13 protein-coding genes, 5 tRNA genes and 2 other RNA genes are annotated in these 16,625 nt (G+C 53.1%); 6 read left to right on the forward strand and 14 right to left on the reverse strand.

The window, feature by feature from the left end:
• Window positions 1–69: 69 nt before the first annotated feature.
• Entirely contained in the window at window positions 70–1,362 is a 1,293-nt protein-coding gene (locus tag ACJY2L_RS08525) for an oligosaccharide flippase family protein (RefSeq protein WP_439212565.1), read from the reverse strand.
• Between the two features lie 122 nt (window positions 1,363–1,484).
• Window positions 1,485–2,501: a bile acid:sodium symporter family protein gene (locus ACJY2L_RS08530; protein ID WP_067432691.1), complete on the reverse strand. Its 1,017-nt coding sequence runs from the start codon at window positions 2,499–2,501 to the stop codon at window positions 1,485–1,487.
• A 95-nt stretch (window positions 2,502–2,596) separates the two neighbouring features.
• Between ACJY2L_RS08530 and ACJY2L_RS08535 the strand changes: the two genes are divergently transcribed.
• Window positions 2,597–3,517: a LysR family transcriptional regulator gene (locus ACJY2L_RS08535; protein ID WP_439212564.1), complete on the forward strand. Its 921-nt coding sequence runs from the start codon at window positions 2,597–2,599 to the stop codon at window positions 3,515–3,517.
• On the opposite strand, the gene ACJY2L_RS08540 is transcribed toward ACJY2L_RS08535, so the two are convergent.
• The 6 genes from ACJY2L_RS08540 to ACJY2L_RS08565 form a co-directional block, all read right to left on the reverse strand.
• A complete protein-coding gene (locus ACJY2L_RS08540) occupies window positions 3,514–3,855 on the reverse strand; it encodes a FlxA-like family protein (protein ID WP_439212563.1) in 342 nt (113 codons plus the stop codon). The genes ACJY2L_RS08535 and ACJY2L_RS08540 overlap by 4 nt on opposite strands.
• 226 nt (window positions 3,856–4,081) lie before the next feature.
• Window positions 4,082–4,218: non-coding RNA, RtT sRNA (locus ACJY2L_RS08545), on the reverse strand.
• 29 nt (window positions 4,219–4,247) lie between these two features.
• A non-coding RNA gene (locus tag ACJY2L_RS08550) (RtT sRNA) lies at window positions 4,248–4,384 on the reverse strand.
• Window positions 4,385–4,413: 29 nt separating this feature from the next.
• Window positions 4,414–4,489, reverse strand: a tRNA-Lys gene (locus ACJY2L_RS08555).
• Window positions 4,490–4,493: 4 nt separating this feature from the next.
• Window positions 4,494–4,569 (reverse strand) — tRNA-Val (locus ACJY2L_RS08560).
• 38 nt (window positions 4,570–4,607) lie between these two features.
• Window positions 4,608–4,683, reverse strand: a tRNA-Val gene (locus tag ACJY2L_RS08565).
• A gap of 269 nt (window positions 4,684–4,952) precedes the next feature.
• Here ACJY2L_RS08565 and gltX point away from each other — a divergent pair.
• Window positions 4,953–6,368, forward strand: coding sequence for a glutamate--tRNA ligase (gene gltX / locus ACJY2L_RS08570; protein WP_187485604.1), 1,416 nt, complete (start codon window positions 4,953–4,955; stop codon window positions 6,366–6,368).
• 41 nt (window positions 6,369–6,409) lie between these two features.
• Here the strand turns inward: gltX and ACJY2L_RS08575 are convergent, their stop codons facing one another.
• Together ACJY2L_RS08575 and ACJY2L_RS08580 are read right to left on the reverse strand one after the other, a co-directional pair.
• A complete protein-coding gene (locus tag ACJY2L_RS08575) occupies window positions 6,410–6,766 on the reverse strand; it encodes a YfeC-like transcriptional regulator (RefSeq protein WP_439212562.1) in 357 nt (118 codons plus the stop codon).
• Window positions 6,767–6,882: 116 nt separating this feature from the next.
• Window positions 6,883–7,671, reverse strand: coding sequence for a formate/nitrite transporter family protein (locus ACJY2L_RS08580; protein ID WP_067432676.1), 789 nt, complete (start codon window positions 7,669–7,671; stop codon window positions 6,883–6,885).
• A gap of 402 nt (window positions 7,672–8,073) precedes the next feature.
• On the opposite strand from ACJY2L_RS08580, the gene ACJY2L_RS08585 reads away from it, so the two are divergent.
• Window positions 8,074–8,149, forward strand: a tRNA-Ala gene (locus tag ACJY2L_RS08585).
• A gap of 44 nt (window positions 8,150–8,193) precedes the next feature.
• Window positions 8,194–8,269 (forward strand) — tRNA-Ala (locus ACJY2L_RS08590).
• A gap of 227 nt (window positions 8,270–8,496) precedes the next feature.
• Here ACJY2L_RS08590 and ACJY2L_RS08595 read toward each other — a convergent pair.
• Window positions 8,497–9,687 carry a NupC/NupG family nucleoside CNT transporter gene (locus tag ACJY2L_RS08595; protein ID WP_067432672.1) on the reverse strand — a complete coding sequence of 397 codons (1,191 nt, stop codon included), beginning with the start codon at window positions 9,685–9,687 and terminating at the stop codon, window positions 8,497–8,499.
• Between the two features lie 303 nt (window positions 9,688–9,990).
• Between ACJY2L_RS08595 and ACJY2L_RS08600 the strand changes: the two genes are divergently transcribed.
• Complete coding sequence (locus tag ACJY2L_RS08600) at window positions 9,991–11,280, forward strand: Nramp family divalent metal transporter (RefSeq protein WP_187487391.1); 1,290 nt, start codon at window positions 9,991–9,993, stop codon at window positions 11,278–11,280.
• A gap of 55 nt (window positions 11,281–11,335) precedes the next feature.
• On the opposite strand, the gene ACJY2L_RS08605 is transcribed toward ACJY2L_RS08600, so the two are convergent.
• The 3 genes from ACJY2L_RS08605 to ACJY2L_RS08615 form a co-directional block, all read right to left on the reverse strand.
• A complete protein-coding gene (locus ACJY2L_RS08605; protein WP_439212561.1) occupies window positions 11,336–13,204 on the reverse strand; it encodes an acyltransferase family protein in 1,869 nt (622 codons plus the stop codon).
• Window positions 13,205–13,689: 485 nt separating this feature from the next.
• Entirely contained in the window at window positions 13,690–14,136 is a 447-nt protein-coding gene (locus ACJY2L_RS08610) for a DUF2502 domain-containing protein (protein ID WP_439212560.1), read from the reverse strand.
• A gap of 156 nt (window positions 14,137–14,292) precedes the next feature.
• Complete coding sequence (locus tag ACJY2L_RS08615; RefSeq protein WP_439212559.1) at window positions 14,293–15,282, reverse strand: aldo/keto reductase; 990 nt, start codon at window positions 15,280–15,282, stop codon at window positions 14,293–14,295.
• Window positions 15,283–15,644: 362 nt separating this feature from the next.
• Here ACJY2L_RS08615 and glk point away from each other — a divergent pair, with 362 nt between their 5' ends.
• Entirely contained in the window at window positions 15,645–16,610 is a 966-nt protein-coding gene (gene glk, locus ACJY2L_RS08620) for a glucokinase (protein ID WP_067432659.1), read from the forward strand.
• Window positions 16,611–16,625: the final 15 nt, after the last annotated feature.

Consider the following 16,625-nt stretch of genomic DNA (forward strand, 5'->3'; position numbering starts at 1 on the left):
CGACGGCGAAAAGTTTTGAAATAGGTTATCTGGTCGCGCACTGACCAGGGTAATAACGATAAGCATGATTTAATGAATTTTTTCACCTGATGAATTCCTGTAGATTATTGATTTTTTATGCATCGTCCAGATGATGCCGTGTGAAAATGTGTAATTTAAAAGGGTTAACCCGACAAGTTCGATAATAATAGTGCTGATGGCCGCGCCATAAATTCCCCAAAAATAGATGGCAATGGCGGATGCCGGTATGCTGATGCACAGCAGAAGAGATGATTTCCGCGTAAGAAAACCGTAGCCGGACAGACGAATAATATAGCGATAGGCTATTGGACCAGACGCCGAGAAAAAGCTGGCTACCGCCAAAAGAATAATAATTGGCCAGCCATCCAGATAATCTTCACCATATAGCAGGGTTAATAAGGGATAACTTAACAGGCTGAGCAGCAGAATAAAAAACAGCGAGACGGCAAAAATGATGCGCTGTAATCGCGCTGTTGCCAGTAATGCTGCTGCTTCGCTCTTGCTTTGAAAAATAGTGGTAAAAGAAGAGGTAATCAGCGCGGCGGTCACAAAAGTCCAGCTGGTCGCCAGGCTGCTGGCGACAGCGAACAGGCCGACAGCTTTGCTGCCTGCCATCATGGCTAACATCAGCTGAGAAATGCGCCCGTAAATGGCTACGGAAACCGAGGAGATAACCAGCGAAAAGCCGGTGCTGAACAGATAGCGGCGATATCGCTTCTGGTGCCTGGCCGGTATGCGCACTGCTGCACGCTGCGTACGCGTGCGATAAAGTCTGAGCAGCAAAGGAACCGCGCTGGTGAGCATAATGGAGAGGCTCAGCCAGTAGGGTGACAGCGTCAGCCAGACAATTAGATAACGTGAAATGAACCCTGCCAGTAATCCAATGCTGTTTGCCAGCATATTAACGCGTGATTGTAGCGTTGCATTAAAATAGATGCTGTAGACATCCAGCGTGCTAAATAAGCTGGCGAAAAAGATAGCCGTAAAAAAAGTGAAGCTTAGCGGCCTGAAGGTATAAATCTGCCACAGCAATATCGGCAGCGATAATAATAGATAGATCACGACCCGCTGCATAAGCGTTGCGCTAATTAATCGCATGCCGGAGCGGGGATTCTGCGTAAAACGCTTAAAGATAATGTTATCGCTGCCCATTTGCGCAATAACCTGCACAATCTGAAAAAGCGCAATAGCCAGAGCAAGTTGACCAAATGCCTCAACGCCGATATATCTGGCGACGTAAGAGGTCACAAATAACATGCCAAATATGGCAATGATTTTTTCCGACATCATCCACAGTGAATTGATAAACTGCTTATTTTTTATTGTTTCAGAGATATTCACTGACGTATTCCCCATGGCTTCTGCGGCGATTATAGCGATGGAGAGAAAAAGAGCGGCAAGACCTGTCTTGAATAAAATAAAAAAAAGGCCCGCAATGCGGGCCTCTTATTTATTCACTACGCTTAACCGGCGGCTTTGGTCGACTTCACCGGCTTACTGATAGCCGCTGCAGCAGCGGCCTCATTTTTCTTTTTGTAGCGCTGCGCGATGAACGAGCAGACCATCAGCTGAACCTGATGAAAAATCATCAGCGGCAACACGATAATACCGACTGCTGCGACGGGAAACAGAATATTGGCCATCGGTACACCGTTCGCCAGGCTCTTCTTCGAGCCGCAAAACAGAATGGTAATCTCATCCGGGCGACTAAAGCCAAACAGGCGCGCCGCTGCCAGGTTAACCAGTAGCACCACAAACAGCAGCAGCAGGCTGCCAGCCACGATCCACAACAGCGTATCGACGCCAACCCGCGTCCAGATACCGTTCACTACCGCAGCACTAAACGCGGTGTACACCACCAGCAAAATAGAGGTTTGATCGGTTTTGCCAATCAGGCTCTTGTGGCGTTCCACCCAGCCGCCGATCCAGCGCCGCGCCAGATGGCCGAGCACGAACGGCACCAGCAGCTGCAGCATAATTTTGCCGATCTGTTCCAGCCCGCTGTTACCGGCAGCGCTGTGAATATTCATCACCAGATTAACCAGCAGCGGAGAAATAAAGACGCCTAACAGGCTCGACGCCGAGGCGCTGCACACCGCCGCCGCGACGTTACCGCCTGCCATCGAGGTAAAGGCGATAGCGGACTGCACGGTAGCAGGCAGAATGCACAGGTAGAGAAAGCCGGTGTAGATTTCTGCGCTGACATTAACCGGATGCCACCAAACCAGCAGCAGGCCAAGAATGGGAAACAGCACAAAGGTGCTGAACAGAATCCACAGGTGTAAACGCCAGTGGCTGCTGCCAGCGATAATCTTCTCTCGTGACAATTTTGCACCGTGCATGAAAAAGAGCAGGGCGATGGCCGCGGTGGTCAGCCATTCAAAAAACGGCACAAAACCGCCTTTCGCCGGCAGGAAAGTTGCCAGCAAAACCGTGATGATCAGTTTGATCATCATGGGATCGAGTCGAAAGATTCGCATTGTTAACGCCTTGTAAAGAAATGTTGGGTGCTATTGTGCGTCGCGCAGGTTTAGAAATAAAATTGATTTATTGAATCCATATATGAATAAAACAGATGAATTATACCTTACGGCAACTGCGTGTCTTTGTGATGGTGGCGCAGCAGGGAAGTTTTAGCCAGGCGGGGCAGCACATTGGTCTTAGTCAGTCGGCGGTGAGTCACAGTATTAAGGAGCTTGAGGCGGAAATGGGCGTTCGTTTGCTCGATCGCACTACTCGCGAAGTGATTTTGACCGATGCAGGCCAGCAGCTCGCCAGCCGTCTGGATCGCTTACTGGAAGAGTTAACCACCACGCTGCTGGAAGTGCGCAGCTACGGTCAACAACGCAGTGGCACCGTGCGGGTGGCTGCCAGTCAAACCATCTCGGCGCACCTGATGCCGCAGTGTCTGGCTGCGGCGCAGCTGCATTTTCCGGATATAAAAATCATGCTGCACGATCGACCACAGCAGTGGGTTCTGCAAGGCGTGCGCAATGCGGAGGTCGATTTTGGGATTGTGATCGGTCCGCTGCGTTCGGTCGATCTTGAACAGCAGGCGATTCTGGAAGAGCCTTTTTTGCTGCTGTGTCGCAAAGACGATCCGCTGGCGGCGGCAGAGCAGGTGAACTGGTCAATGTTGCATGGCCGTACCATGGTGCTACAGGATTACACCTCCGGCAGTCGGGTGCTGATTGATGAGGCGCTGCAGCAGCAGCAGATTGCAGTCAACGTGGTGCAGGAGATTGGCCATCCGGTCACGCTCTACCCGATGGTCGATGCCGGTATTGGCATCAGCATTCTGCCCGCGCTGGCGCTGCCGTTGCCGGAAGGGCGGCCGTTAATGGTCAGACGCATCACACCTGAGGTTAACCGCAAGCTGATGCTGATTCGACGAAAAAACCGATCGCTGTCTCCCGCCGCCGAAGCGATATGGCAGGAAGTGCGCCAGCAGGCTACTCTGCTTTCGCAACAAAGGATGCTGGCGCCTGCCTTTTAAATATACACATCCAGCGAGTTAGTGTCGTTTGGACGATTGATACCGTCCGCCGGACGTTCGGCCAGCGGTGAACTCTCCTGCATGACCTGCTGCTTTTCCTCCTGCTGCTGTTGCAGCTGTTGAATTTGGGCCATCAGCAGTTGCACCTGCGCTTCCAGAAGCTGCTGCTGCTCCGCTTTCTGCTGTGTATTCAGCTCGTCATTGCCCGACAAATCTTTAAGCTGCTGGGTAATTTTCTGAATCTGTTTGTTAAGGCTATTGATTTGCGATGTAACATCGCTGCCGCCGTTGCCGGTGTCGCTGCCGATCATGCTGCTGACAGATGTAATACCAGACATAGAATCCTCCTTGCATGCAAAAGTGCGTAAAGGTTATCGGCCTGCGGGCGCATGACTTTAATCAGACAGGCGTTAATATTGCGCAGATAAACTGTTTTCAGGTTAAACCGATGGGCAAGCGATGCCTGAGCGATCAGCAAGGCGGCCAGTGAAGCGCAGGATTGAGGTGGTAACGGAAGGGCAGAGCAGAAAAGCAAAAAGGCGCCTTTAGGGCGCCTTTCTACATTGGTGGGTCGTGCAGGATGTGCCTCGGCGCATCGTGCGCCTCGCCCTGCGGGTGATGCTGACGCATCAGCCAACATGGCTCCCGGCCCTGTTGTCGAACCTGCTGCAGGTTCAAACCCTGCACGTGCAGAAAAGCAAAAAGGCGCCTTTAGGGCGCCTTTCTACATTGGTGGGTCGTGCAGGATGTGCCTCGGCGCATCGTGCGCCTCGCCCTGCGGGTGATGCTGACGCATCAGCCAACATGGCTCCCGGCCCTGTTGTCGAACCTGCTGCAGGTTCAAACCCTGCACGTGCAGAAAAGCAAAAAGGCGCCTTTAGGGCGCCTTTCTACATTGGTGGGTCGTGCAGGATTCGAACCTGCGACCAATTGATTAAAAGTCAACTGCTCTACCAACTGAGCTAACGACCCGAAATGGTGGGTGATGACGGGCTCGAACCGCCGACCCCCTCCGTGTAAAGGAGATGCTCTACCAACTGAGCTAATCACCCAATCTCATTCTTTTATCCACTGCAGGCCATCTTTAGGATGGTGGGTGATGACGGGCTCGAACCGCCGACCCCCTCCGTGTAAAGGAGATGCTCTACCAACTGAGCTAATCACCCCCGCTGTGTGGAGTCGCATTATAGGGATAGTTCAAAGTGAGTCAACGGTTTTTAAAACGAAAATGTTCGTTCGTCTTAAAATTAGCCAGGCCGTTGCTGATTTAGTCAAAATTGCTGTTGTGAAGCCGGAATATGACCTGTCGATACGCTTATCCTCGGGGGAACGATTGAGGAATCAACGACAGATGATAGAATGTCGCCACTCTTTTTTTCAGCATGTCCCTGTTTTCTGCTTAAAGCAAAAACCGTGCGCAATAAGGCAACGCTCAATGAAAATCAAAACCCGTTTCGCACCCAGCCCGACCGGTTATCTGCATGTCGGCGGCGCGCGCACCGCGCTTTACTCCTGGCTTTATGCCCGTCATCTTGGCGGTGAGTTTGTGCTGCGTATTGAAGATACCGATCTTGAGCGCTCCACGCAGCCAGCTATCGACGCCATCATGGATGGCATGAACTGGCTGAATCTTGACTGGGACGAAGGTCCCTATTTCCAGACCAAACGTTTTGACCGTTACAACGCCGTCATTGATGAGATGCTGGAAGCGGGTACGGCCTATAAATGCTACTGCTCGAAAGAACGTCTTGAGGCGCTGCGTGAAACGCAAATGGCCAATAATGAAAAGCCGCGCTACGACGGGCGCTGCCGCGACAGCCATGAGCATCATGCCGATGATGAGCCTTGCGTTGTACGCTTCCGTAACCCGCAGGAAGGCTCGGTGATATTTGATGACCAAATCCGCGGCCCGATTGAATTCAGCAATCAGGAGCTGGACGATCTGATCATTCGCCGTACCGACGGCGCGCCAACCTACAACTTTTGCGTAGTGGTTGACGACTGGGATATGGGCATTACCCACGTGATTCGCGGTGAAGATCACATCAACAATACGCCACGTCAGATCAACATTCTGAAAGCGATTGGCGCCGAGGTGCCGGTTTACGCCCACGTGTCGATGATTTTAGGCGATGACGGCAAGAAACTCTCCAAGCGTCATGGTGCGGTTGGCGTAATGCAGTATCGCGATGATGGCTATCTGCCGGAAGCGCTGCTCAACTATCTGGTGCGTCTGGGCTGGGCTCATGGCGATCAGGAGATCTTCAGCGTGGCCGAGATGACCGAGCTGTTTGACCTCGCGGCGGTGAGCAAATCAGCCAGCGCCTTTAACACCGAGAAGCTGCAATGGCTTAACCACCATTACATCACCACGCTACCGCCGGAATATGTCGCTACGCATCTGCAATGGCACATCGAGCAGGAAAATATTGATACCCGCACCGGTCCGCAGCTTTCTCAGCTGGTGCAGCTGCTTGGCGAGCGTTGTAAAACGCTGAAAGAGATGGCTGCGTCATGCCGCTACTTCTATGAAGAGTTTGAGCAGTTCGATGCCGACGCGGCGAAGAAACACCTGCGTCCGGTAGCGCGCCAGCCGCTGGAAGTGGTACGCGATAAGCTGCAGGCCATCAGCGACTGGACGGCGGAAAATGTGCATCAGGCGATTCAGGCAACCGCCGATGAGCTGGAAGTGGGCATGGGTAAAGTCGGTATGCCGTTACGCGTGGCGGTAACAGGTGCCGGTCAGTCGCCGGGGCTGGATGTGACGGTTCATGCCATTGGACAGTCGCGTGCTATCGCGCGTATTGAGAAAGCGCTGGCATTTATCGCCGAGCGTGAAGCACAGGCATAAGGCTCGCGCGCTCCGGAATGCATCGTCGCTTCCGGGGCGCATTATTCGCTATCGTTAATCCCCAGTCGCCCTAACACACCTTTTACCCCTTCGCGTAACAACAGCGCCGTGAGCTGCGCCTGTTCATTATTACTCATCTGCTGAATCGAATTTAATAACAGGGTTGGCAGGCTGTGCTGAGTAATCTGATAAGAGCCGGGCGTTTCCGCCGCGTGGCGAGTCGAGCGCAGAAAGGATTTAACTTGATCGTTAATCAATATGACGCGCGCCTTACCGCCTTGTACGCCAGGCTTGGGTGCGGTGGTCCAGTTTTCGCGCTTGATCCACTTATTGATGGTCTGGCGGCTGTAACCTGTTGCTTTCGCAAGTTCTTCCGGTGTTAACCAATCCTTTTTCATGCTGCTTTCCCTGCCACGGTCTGTTAGGAGACCATATTACAATAATTTGTCACAGGTGAAAGTAACAGGAACAGTTAATTGCCCTCCGCAACTAATGCAGAAGGCAAACTTAACAATTATCGGGTAGCCGAGGCGCTTTCCACCGCCGGACGATAGGCGAGGAAGTAGGCGAGACCGACAAATACCGCACCGCCAACGCCATTGCCGAGGAACACGGCAATAAAGTTCGGTACGTAATCAGCCCAGGTAAGCTGACCGGCAAAAATAGCCGCCGGAATGATAAACATGTTGGCCACCACGTGCTGGAAACCGATAGCAACAAAGGCCATGACCGGGAACCACATGCCAAAAATTTTGCCAACCACATCTTTACTGGCGAACGCCAGCCAGACCGCCAGACAGACCAGCCAGTTACAGCCGATGCCGGAGATAAAGGCGTGCAGGAAATCAGCGTGAATTTTGGCGTTGGCGATGGCCACGGTTTTCTTCAGGTAATCCCCTTCGGTCATGCCCAACATATGACCAAAGAACCAGGCGATCGCAATACTGCCGAGGAAGTTGGCAAGGGTTACCCAAAACCAGTTGCGCAGCAGGCTGAACGCGCTGATCTGACGAGCGAACCAGGCCACTGGCATGGTCATCATATTACCGGTCAGCAATTCGCCGCCGGCCAGCACGGTCAGGATCAGGCCCACCGGGAATACCGCAGCGCCCAGGAAACCGCCAAACGAGCCCCAGTCAGCCGGTAACTGATTGATGACGTGCAGGTCGAGCAGGAAGCCGGTAGCAATAAAAGCGCCCGCTAAAAAGCCTAAAATCAGCAGGGTGGAAATCGGCAGACGGCTTTTCGCCACGCCGGCCTGAATAGCCAGGGCAGCGATCTCTTTTGGTGTATGCAAGGACATAATATCTCTGGAGTTGTTTAAGGAAATAAATCGCGAACAAAATGCCCGCGTGCCCAGCGTTGGTGCGGCTTGGGCTAATAGTTAGCGTGCGAAGTTTTACACGCGAGGTTAACAAAAACAAGAGAATTCTTATAACGCTATTAACCCATAATTAACATAAAAAGGGCGTCAGCGGGACGGATAAAAAAGGAAACAGGCCGCTGGATAAAATTATCCACACACTCTCACTATTTCGCCCGGCGCCTCAGCAGAAAATTCTGTCCAGATGCTGCGGGTTTACCATCGTTATGCAACAGATTGCCGCCTTTTTCAGCGATCAAACGCAGAAACAGAATTTGGCGTTGACACTCCGGGGCCCGTTTCATATTATGCCGTCCGTCGATACGACACCGTTTTTCAAACGGGGCTATAGCTCAGCTGGGAGAGCGCCTGCATGGCATGCAGGAGGTCAGCGGTTCGATCCCGCTTAGCTCCACCAAACTTCTTCCCAAAAGTTTGGCTTGAAAAAAGGGTTCCAGATGTGGGGGTATAGCTCAGCTGGGAGAGCGCTTGCATGGCATGCAAGAGGTCAGCGGTTCGATCCCGCTTATCTCCACCAATCATCTCTGATTACCTTTCTTTTGTGATATCCAAAATGTTCACTGCTTCTCGCTACGCGGCTTAACCTGCGTCGGCGGCTTTACGCTATGGTGTTTTGCCGGTTATTGCGCGCAGAACGGCTGAGGCGGCGTCAGTGTGCTGGCTGGAGGAAAGTCGAGACGGTGAGGAAATGCAGAAGAGAGCAGGGCAGAGGAATAACGGGCGAGACCAGCTCGCCCGTGTTAATCAGAACGCCAGCACCAGGCCAGCAATGGCCGCAGAGAGCACGCTCACCAGCGTTGAGCCGTAGAGCAGTTTCAGGCCAAAGCGTGACACCACGTTGCCCTGTTCTTCATGCAGGCCTTTAATCGCACCGGCAACAATACCGATGGAAGAGAAGTTAGCAAAAGAGACCAGGAACACCGACAGGATACCTTCACCGCGCGGCGACAGCTGACCCGCAATTTTCTGCAGATCCATCATCGCCACAAACTCATTCGACACCAGTTTGGTCGCCATAATACTGCCAACCTGCAACGCTTCGTTAGCCGGTACGCCCATCACCCAGGCAAACGGGTAGAAAACGTAGCCCAGCACGCCCTGGAAGCTGATACCAAAAATGGTATCAAACAGCGCGTTAACCGCTGAAATCAGCGCGATAAAGCCGATCAACATGGCGGCAACGATGATCGCCACCTTAAAGCCTGCCAGAATATATTCGCCCAGCATCTCAAAGAAGCTCTGACCTTTATGCAGATCGTTCAGCTGCAGGTCTTCTTCATTTTCAATGCGGTAAGGGTTAATCAGCGACAGCACAATAAAGGTACTGAACATGTTCAGCACCAGCGCGGCCACGACATATTTTGGCTGCAGCATGGTCATATAGGCGCCAACGATGGACATGGAGACGGTCGACATCGCCGTGGCCGCCATGGTGTACATACGACGCTGCGACATTTTGCCGAGGATATCTTTATAGGCGATAAAGTTTTCTGACTGTCCCAGAATCAGCGAACTGACCGCGTTAAACGACTCCAGCTTGCCCATACCGTTAACTTTCGACAGCACGGTACCGATCGCCCGAATAACAATGGGCAGGATGCGGAAATGCTGCAGAATGCCGATCAGCGCAGAGATAAAGACGATAGGGCAGAGTACATTCAGGAAGAAGAATGCGAGGCCTTTATCGCTCATGTTGCCAAACACAAAGTTAGTGCCCTGCGCAGCATATTTGAGCAGATGATCAAACAACCCGGCAAAGCCTTTCACAAAGCCAAGACCCGCTTCCGAGTTAAGGAAGAACCAGGCCAGTAAGATTTCAATCACCAACAGCTGAATAATGTAACGCACGCGGATGCTCTTCCGATCGTGGCTCACCAACAGGGCGAGCACGGTCACGACCACCAGCGCTAACAGGAATTGTAAAACGTGGGACATATGTGCTCCAAATATGAGGCAGGCTATATTTCGTTGCGTATTCTATGTAACGGCGTTCATAAAAACGAGATCTACTCCGCATTATAATAATTACCTATCTTGCTGTTTTCCGGAACAGGCGCAGCGGTCACAGAATGTCTGCACAAAAAAACCGCACAAAGATTGTTAATTTTTTGAGCATATCCTACCCTTAGGGGGTTGCTCAGCCATAATCGATCCAGTAATGTGGCCTGTGGTATAGCCAAGGCTATACTTCATAGCAATGACTATCACAATAATTAGCACCACCGTTTAGACCTTTTAATGGCGACGCCCCATTCTGAATGCGGGCACAAGAAGACAGGGCAGAATACTATGCTGGAAAGTCGTACTGCGCAGCGAGCCGCGCGTGGGGCCAGAAAAATCAAACTTGCGCTGCTTGGACCGGCCTTTATTGCCGCGATCGGTTATATCGATCCCGGTAATTTCGCTACCAATATCCAGGCAGGCGCTTCCTATGGCTATCAACTGCTGTGGGTCGTGGTGTGGGCTAACGTCATGGCGATGCTGATTCAGCTGATGTCGGCCAAGCTCGGCATCGCCACCGGTAAAAACCTGGCGGAGCACATTCGCGATCGCTTTCCGCGTCCGGCGGTCTGGTTCTATTGGGTGCAGGCGGAAATTATCGCCATGGCCACCGATCTGGCAGAGTTTATCGGCGCCGCCATCGGCTTCAAGCTGCTGTTGGGCATTTCGCTGTTGCAGGGCGCGGTGCTGACCGGTATTGCCACCTTCCTGATTTTGATGTTGCAGAGCCGAGGGCAGAAGCCGCTGGAGCTGGTCATCGGTGGCCTGCTGCTGTTTGTTGCCGCCGCCTATATCGTCGAGCTGTTTTTCTCCCAGCCTAAAATGAAAGAGTTGGTGATCGGCATGGCGATACCCACGCTGTCAGGTACCAATGCGGTATTCCTCGCGGCGGGCGTGCTGGGAGCCACCATCATGCCGCACGTCATTTACCTGCACTCCGCCCTGACGCAGGTGAATCGCGGCGGCTCGCGCAGCGATCGTTATTCATCGACCAAGCTGGATGTGGCCATTGCCATGACCATTGCCGGCTTTGTTAACCTGGCGATGATGGCGACCGCCGCGGCAGCTTTTCACTTCAGCGGCCACACCGGCATTGCCGACCTCGATCAGGCTTATTTGACGCTGGAACCGTTGCTGGGTCATATGGCCGCTACGGTGTTTGGGCTCAGCCTGGTGGCCGCGGGCCTTTCGTCGACGGTGGTGGGAACGCTGGCAGGGCAGGTGGTGATGCAGGGGTTTATCCGCTTTCACATCCCGCTGTGGGTCAGAAGGCTGGTCACCATGCTGCCTTCTTTCATCGTGATTATGGCCGGATGGGATCCGACGCGCATTCTGGTGATGAGCCAGGTGCTGTTGAGTTTTGGTATCGCGCTGGCGCTGATCCCGCTGCTGACTTTTACCGGTAATCGTGAGCTGATGGGGGATTTAACCAATACCCGGCTGATGCAAAATGCGGGCAGGCTGATTGTCGTGTTGGTGATTGCATTGAATCTTTATCTGCTGGTGGGGCAAGCGTTGGGGTTCTGACGATGCACTGCGTAAGACAATAAAGCGGAAGAGCCTGGCTCTTCCGCTTTTTTTATTACAGCGAGGAGCGATTCTGCGCCATCGCCTGCTGCGGCTGGCTGATCGCCACACCTTGCTGTTTGGCAATGGTCTGCGACAGATAGCCTGCCACATAGTTAGCCGACTGCATACTCAGATGGTTGTTATCAAATAACAACGGTTTACCGTTCACTAACATGCTGCACTTGTCCTCTTTGCACAGCACAGAAGAGGGCATAAAGCGCACCACGTTATCGTCAATGTACTTATCGATGTTGGCGAAGGCCGGATTACTGAATGAGAATTCAGGATCGCGACCCCGCGCCAGCGTACTCGGCACATCGACCCCCGGCGTTGGCACCGGCCCCATAATAATCACCTTCTTGCCGCTGGCAATTAACGCTTCGGCAGTGCGGTTGAGATTATCGTAAAACGTGGTGGGATAGGCTTCATAGCGCGCGGCCAGTACAACCACATTGATCGCTTTATCCGCCTTCAGGAAGTCGAGCGCACGCTGATTATGGGCAATACAATCCGGGCGAACATCGAGCTGAAAGCCCAACGCCGGTGGGCAGGCAGAATAGGTAATCTCATACAGCGAGACGTTATTGTTGCCCAGTGCACGTGAGATCTCTACGCCATGACTGTCACCCCAGACGGCGACGGTAGGCTTTGCCGCACCAAAATGACAATATTTTGCGGTATCCGGCACGCCTTCACCAAAATGGCAGCTGCTACGCGCGGGGCTGATGTCCTGATGGGCAGAAATGAAGCTCAGCGTTTGCGCATCAAAGCGCTCCGGCCAGCTGCCTTTACTCCAGGTTGCAGCGCTGGCAGCGATCAGGATAGCCAGACCACAGGCGCTGAACTTGTACAGGCGTTTCGCCGGGAACGCGGCACGATGGCGGAAAGGGCGCTCGATAAAGCGCCATGACAGCGTGGCGATCACCAGCGATACGGCAACCACTAACCAACGTCCGCCGTCATCAAGTAGCAGATTCCAGTTGCGGAAGAAGACGATCAGCGGCCAGTGCCAGAGATAAAGCGAATAGGAGATCAGGCCGATAAAGACCACGGGTTTCAGCGACAGCAATTTGCCAACCAGCGTTTTCTCCGCGGCGTAGATGATCAGTACGCTACCCAGTACCGGCAGCGCGGCGGCATAGCCTGGAAAAATAGTGCTGGCATCGAACAGAAACACGCTGCTAACGATGGCGAGCAGACCCGCCAGCGCAATACCTTCATTCAGCAAAGCGCTTTTCGCTTTAGGTACGCGATTCAGCGCCAGCAGGGAACCTGCCATTAATTCCCAGGTGCGCGAAGGCAACAGGTAAAAAGCCGCTGACGGTTTTGGCTCGGTAAGAAAAATACTTAACAAAAAAGAAGCGGCAAAAATGGCCAGCAAAAACAGGTCGGGCTTTTTCTTCAGCGTACTGATGATAAAGAACAGCAGGATAGGCGCGAAAATATAGAACTGCTCTTCCACGCCAAGCGACCACGTATGCAGTAACGGGCGCTCTTCGGCATCGCTGGAGAAATAGCCTGATTTGCGCCAGCTGACAATATTGGACACAAACAGCAGCGCACCGGCGATCTCTTTAGGCAGGAAGCTATAATCATCCGGTAGCAGGGCAAACGGCGACACCACCAACACAAACAGAATCACCGCAAACAGGGCAGGAAATATTCGGCGAATGCGTCGTTCGTAGAAATCGAGAATGCTGTAGGTATTGTTACGGATATCTTTCAGCAAAATAGAGGTAATCAAAAAACCACTGATGACGAAAAAGACATCAACGCCGACATAACCACCGGAAAAGGTGGTGAAGCCGGCATGAAAAAGCAAAACGGGCACGATAGCTAGCGCGCGCAGGCCGTCAATATCGGAACGATATTTAATGTCCACGGTAACTCCTGTGAAAATATTAATAATATGCGTGGCAGGAATATAACATGCAGCTAAATAGCCTGCTCCTTATTCAAAATGTCTTATGCTTCATTGCATCAATTCGCGGGATTTGTCATCAGAGTGGATTTGTTTATTTTTTTGATTTTAAAGGTGTATTTCTATTTTCTGCAGGGTTTTTGAGCGTGTTGTTATATTAGTTTTAGGAATTATCCTTAGCGGATAAGGCGTATTGATATTTTTTATAATGCCGCTGTTATCAGGTAAAGTCGGAAACTTCCTGGTGTATGACATTTAATAATATGTCTGAGCTAAGTCAGCTGGCAGGGAGAATAAGTATTCCTTATGGCAACACGGTGACAAAGCGATGACGCTTAAACGCAGCCGACAGAGAATAATCACGAAAAGCAACAACAGAGGCGTATTAACGGCTATTGCAGTGCCCTGTCTGCCACGTACAAGAGACAAACAGGGCGTGAGGTTAATTAACGATGGCGATCCCAGTCTGATGGCCCACGGCGATCGTGATGGCGATCATCGCGCCAGTTATCGCGGCCGCGATGACCATCGTCACGCCAGCCATCACGATCGCGATCGCGGCCCCGGTGATGCCAGCCTGGCGGCGGCGGTCCGCGGAAATCATAACGATCCCGTTCCCAGGCACGTCGGCGATGTTCCCGCTCCCACGCCTGTTGACGACGCCATTCATCCTGGCGCCACCAGCGATGGTTATCGTAACGATAACGGTCATTCCACCACCGACCGTCGCGCCAGCGACCGCCATCCCAATAATGACCGCGGTTATCACGGTCGCCGAGGCGCAGGCTGACGCCCGGCGCCAGATCGATGGTTGCACTGTTGGCTTCTGCTGTGTGAATAGCCAAAGGCGATAACGCTGCCAGCAAAGCGGCAAAAAGTAATGCTCGTTTCATATTATCTCCTTGTCGGCAGCTGATTGCTCCGCCGTGAAGTCACTTTATGGTGAAATCCGTTTTTGCACAGCGCTGTCTGTCTGAAACAGCGTTGAAACGTCCGAATTGAGATAATTCTGGCACGACCGATTGCCCGCTGATAGCGTCAGCCTGCGCTTATTTCAGCGCTTCCTCAATACGCTGCAGCTCCTCCTCGCTAAAGTGCTGATTGGTCAGCATATCAACCGCATCATCAATTTGTGCGGTCTTGCTGGCGCCAATCAGTACCGAGGTCACCTGCGGATGACGCAGTACCCAAGCCAGCGCCATTTGCGCCAGCTTTTGCCCACGCTCGACGGCAATCGCCTGCAAACGCTCTACCTTCGCCATCTTCTCTGCGGTGAGCTGATCGCTGTTCAAAAAGCGGCTGCCGCTGGCGGCACGGGAATCATCCGGCACACCCTGCAAATAGCGATCGGTAAGCACACCGCCCGCCAGCGGGGAAAAGGCGATAGTGCCCACACCCTGTTCGCCCAGCACATTGAGCAGCCCCTGTTCCGGCGTGCGTTCAAACAGTGAATAGCGCGGCTGGTGGATCAGGCACGGCGTGCCTAAATCACGCAGGATAGCGATCGCTTCAGCCGCGCGATCCGCAGGATAGTTGGAGATCGCGGCATAGAGCGCTTTGCCCTGGCGCACCACGTGATCCAGTGCGCGCATGGTCTCTTCCAGCGGCGTTTCCGGATCGGGGCGATGGTGATAAAAAATATCCACGTACTCGAGGCCCATCCGCTTCAGGCTCTGATCGAGACTGGAAATCAAATATTTACGTGATCCCCAGTCGCCATAAGGGCCGTCCCACATGGTGTAGCCAGCTTTAGTTGAGATCACTAATTCATCGCGCCAGGCGTGAAAATCTTCCCGCATGATGCGGCCAAAATTCTCTTCCGCTGAGCCCGGCGGTGGGCCGTAATTATTGGCCAGATCGAAATGGGTGATACCGCGATCAAAAGCGTGACGCAGCAGCGCCCGGCTGTTGTCGACGCGCGTGCTGTCGCCGAAGTTATGCCACAGGCCGAGCGAGATCGCCGGTAGCTTCAGACCGCTGCGACCACAGCGGCGATATTCCATTGTTTCATAGCGTGATTCATGAGGATGATAAGGCATGGCAGCTTCCCGTCAGTGGCACAGTAATGAAAAAAACAGCGTAGTGTATACGTTTACACTACTCCACTTTTCGGCACGGATCGCAACTTCCAAAATTAAGGTTCTGTGCCAGACTTGCTATAGCGCCCTGGCTGATCGGCCATACCCGAACAGCAAAGCGCGTTTTCGCGCAAGAAAAGTCTGCTCTGAAGCCATTCTGAGTGCAGTTTCGGAAAGTTGCCGCTGGCGAGCAGAGGCCGGGCAGGGTAGGCTGCTTTTTTTATCCGACGCGCTCACCTTTCGTACCGGTGAGCGTTGTTGTTTTAAGGAGGGAAATTTATAGTGTCCCTCAACCGAATTGACGCAAGCGGAGCAGTAGAAGAATGACAAAATTTGCCCTGGTCGGCGATGTGGGTGGAACCAATGCGCGCCTTGCCCTGTGCGAGGTGGAAACTGGCACGATTTCCCATATTGAGACATTTTCAACATCAGACTATGCCAGCCTCGAAGCGGTCATTCGCTACTATCTGGAAAGCCAGAAGCAGGATGTGATCGATGGCTGTATCGCCATTGCCTGCCCAATCACTGAAGATTGGGTTGAGATGACCAACCATGACTGGGCGTTTTCTACCAGCAAAATGAAAGCCAACCTTGGCTTCGAGCATCTGGAAATCATCAATGATTTCACCGCCGTATCGATGGCGATTCCGATGCTGGCCGACAGCGATGTGATTCAGTTTGGTGGTAACGCGGCGGTTGCGGACAAACCTATCGCCGTTTACGGTGCCGGTACCGGTTTAGGCGTGGCCCATCTGGTTCACGTAGATAAGCGCTGGGTCAGCTTGCCAGGCGAAGGCGGCCATGTCGATTTCGCACCAAACAGCGAAGAAGAAGATCAGATCCTGCGTATTTTGCGCGGTGAGATGGGCCATGTGTCGGCCGAGCGCGTGCTCTCCGGTGCGGGTCTGGTTAATCTGTATCGCGCAGTGGTTAAAGCGGACAAGCGCGAGCCGGAAAATCTGAAGCCGAAAGATGTTTCAACGCGGGCGCTGGATGACAGCTGCATCGACTGCCGTCGCGCGCTGTCGCTGTTTTGCGTGATCATGGGCCGTTTTGGCGGCAACCTGGCGCTGACGCTGGGCACCTTCGGCGGCGTCTATATCGCGGGTGGCATCGTGCCGCGCTTCCTGGAGTTCTTCAAAGCGTCGGGCTTCCGTGCGGCGTTTGAAGACAAAGGGCGCTTCAAGGATTATGTAACCAATATTCCGGTTTATATGATCACCCACGATCAGCCGGGCCTGCTCGGCGCCGGTGCGCATCTGCGTCAGACGCTGGGTCGCATTCTCTGATCGACGGCGGGGCGG

Origin of the sequence: Duffyella sp. Ts4 (assembly GCF_051851875.1) — a bacterium.
Classification (GTDB): domain Bacteria; phylum Pseudomonadota; class Gammaproteobacteria; order Enterobacterales; family Enterobacteriaceae; genus Duffyella; species Duffyella gerundensis.

Bases quoted from the DNA above. Each gene is read 5' to 3' on its own strand.
- ACJY2L_RS08610 (WP_439212560.1), bottom strand. From the start codon at position 14,136: ATGAAACGAGCATTACTTTTTGCCGCTTTGCTGGCAGCGTTATCGCCT.
- ACJY2L_RS08535 (WP_439212564.1), top strand. From the start codon at position 2,597: ATGAATTATACCTTACGGCAACTGCGTGTCTTTGTGATGGTGGCGCAG.
- ACJY2L_RS08540 (WP_439212563.1), bottom strand. From the start codon at position 3,855: ATGTCTGGTATTACATCTGTCAGCAGCATGATCGGCAGCGACACCGGC.
- ACJY2L_RS08580 (WP_067432676.1), bottom strand. From the start codon at position 7,671: ATGTCCTTGCATACACCAAAAGAGATCGCTGCCCTGGCTATTCAGGCC.
- glk (WP_067432659.1), top strand. From the start codon at position 15,645: ATGACAAAATTTGCCCTGGTCGGCGATGTGGGTGGAACCAATGCGCGC.
- ACJY2L_RS08530 (WP_067432691.1), bottom strand. From the start codon at position 2,501: ATGCGAATCTTTCGACTCGATCCCATGATGATCAAACTGATCATCACG.
- ACJY2L_RS08600 (WP_187487391.1), top strand. From the start codon at position 9,991: ATGGCGACGCCCCATTCTGAATGCGGGCACAAGAAGACAGGGCAGAAT.
- ACJY2L_RS08615 (WP_439212559.1), bottom strand. From the start codon at position 15,282: ATGCCTTATCATCCTCATGAATCACGCTATGAAACAATGGAATATCGC.
- ACJY2L_RS08595 (WP_067432672.1), bottom strand. From the start codon at position 9,687: ATGTCCCACGTTTTACAATTCCTGTTAGCGCTGGTGGTCGTGACCGTG.
- gltX (WP_187485604.1), top strand. From the start codon at position 4,953: ATGAAAATCAAAACCCGTTTCGCACCCAGCCCGACCGGTTATCTGCAT.
- ACJY2L_RS08575 (WP_439212562.1), bottom strand. From the start codon at position 6,766: ATGAAAAAGGATTGGTTAACACCGGAAGAACTTGCGAAAGCAACAGGT.